Annotated in this window: 1 protein-coding gene; it reads right to left on the reverse strand. The window is 43.3% G+C overall.

Going from position 1 to position 476, the window contains the following annotated elements:
* On the reverse strand, nt 1–476 hold a 476-nt coding region (locus AC04NP_RS30655), incomplete at both ends, for a cysteine peptidase family C39 domain-containing protein (RefSeq protein WP_482863946.1).

A 476-nucleotide genomic window follows, 5' to 3' on the forward strand; every position in this document is an offset into this window, starting at 1 on the left:
CGATAAAAATCAGGTGTGGTTTCAAACATTAGTGTAACGCCATTGTTTCCATCTTCTTCCTTGCTGCTTATCCAGCACTTCAGAAAGTCTTCTTTGGTGTAGGTAAGTAAACCATGTGCCGGATCTGATATAAAAATGATATCGTCCCGACCATTTTTCCTCAATGAGGTAAATAGCTTTTTTTGTTTCTTTATTTTGTAGACCACCACGAAATGGTTTTGCTTCCAATGTACAATGCAAGGTAACGGCGCCTCATCACGAAGTTGCTCCCAGGTAAGTTTGGCCCCCTGTGTATGCAGACCTATGCTTTCCCCAGCTTCGCTAATGCCCAATAAGGAGACCCCGGCTCGTGTGATATAACTACGATCGCGCAGGAAAGCTAAACTATAGCTCTTACCGAAGTATTTAGCTATGATCCGCAAGCATGTCGGCCCACAATCCATTGCGTCTAACTGTTTGTAATGTGGGAATTTCAA

It is taken from the genome of Agaribacillus sp. DX54, from assembly GCF_056858335.1.